The organism is Corallococcus terminator (genome assembly GCF_003611635.1).
GTDB classification, from domain to species: domain Bacteria; phylum Myxococcota; class Myxococcia; order Myxococcales; family Myxococcaceae; genus Corallococcus; species Corallococcus terminator.
In genome coordinates, this window is the sequence record NZ_RAVZ01000698.1 from 1 (window position 1) to 1,213 (window position 1,213).

Annotated in this window: 1 protein-coding gene; it reads right to left on the reverse strand. The window is 65.1% G+C overall.

The genetic code is table 11. From position 1 onward, the window contains the following. Nucleotides 1–473: 473 nt before the first annotated feature. The coding region (locus tag D7V88_RS41605; protein ID WP_244238693.1) for a M12 family metallopeptidase at nucleotides 474–1,213 on the reverse strand (740 nt) is incomplete at its 5' end.

Sequence of the window (1,213 nt, forward strand, 5' to 3'; positions counted from 1 at the left end):
GCCCTGGGGCACTCACGGTCCTTGGGGGCAGTGCTTCGGCAGTCGTTGGCCGGGCGCCCGGACAACGCGGGGCTCACACGTCAAGAAGGAGCAATCGCCGGCACCCGGTCAGCCAAGGAAGGTCCGACGCGCTTCAAACGGACCTAGACGACAGCCATCCGCCGAACGGCAAAGTCGAGAGCGCCCGCGGATGGCTGGCGGCGCGCGAGCTCGCCCCGGATAGTGTCGCCGTACAAATCCGAGAGGGCTCCCTCAAGGAAGTCTGAAGTGCAGCCGAGGCCAAGGACGCCGTTCTCGATGCCAAGCGGTTCGAAGCGGTTGAGCCAGTCCGGAGCCACCGACGCGAGCACGGGGAGAGTACCACGCGGTCATCGCTGGCAGGTCCACTGGGGATTCGGTCAGCGCGTCGCGGGCCGAATCCCCGGTGTCATTTCAAGGTGAAGGTCCGGGCGTGAATCGCGCGGATGCTTCGCTCACGGGAACGCGACGGTGAAGATGTTCGCGGCGCCCAGGTTGGCGGCGTCGGTGTTGACGGTCACTCCACTGCCGCCGCCGGTCACCGCTTCCCAGTACTTGGGGTAACCGAAGCTGGGTGTGCCCAGGACCACGCCGTCGCCGGAGTCGATGGTGGAAAGACCCGTGCCCGTCATTTTCCACATGCGGAATGTCTGCCAGGTGCCGGGCGCCACGGACAGGGAGTCCACCGTCGAGCCGCCGCCATTCGTGGCCTGGACGAAGTTGCCATTAATGGTCTGGAGTTGGACAAGGTCGCCGGAATTCAGCTCATTGCCGTCCAGGTCCACCAACTGGAACCGCTCCCAGGGTCCCACGGCGACGCGATTGGCGTTCACGATGGCGCCACCGCCGCCCTCGGCCACCACGTAGTGGCCGGTCGAGGCACGAAGGGTGATGGTCCTCGAGTGGATTCGCGTCACGGTAACCACATCGAGCGTGCTCAGCGCGTTGCGCTGCCCGATGGACTGCCCACCCCGGGCCTCGATGGTGGGCTGACCGTTCTTCGAGCCCTGCATCGGGCCGTAGTGCATGATGGACCCGTAGTCATAGCCAAAATAGTCATCGTCGTTGTTGTTGTCCTGCTGGAAGTGGGCCGCCCCGCCTGCCACCATGTTCTCCCACCGGATGATGACGTAGGTGTCTCGGTCCTGCCGTTTGTGCTCGTGGTCGAGCCCCAGGACGTGTCCGAGTTCATGGA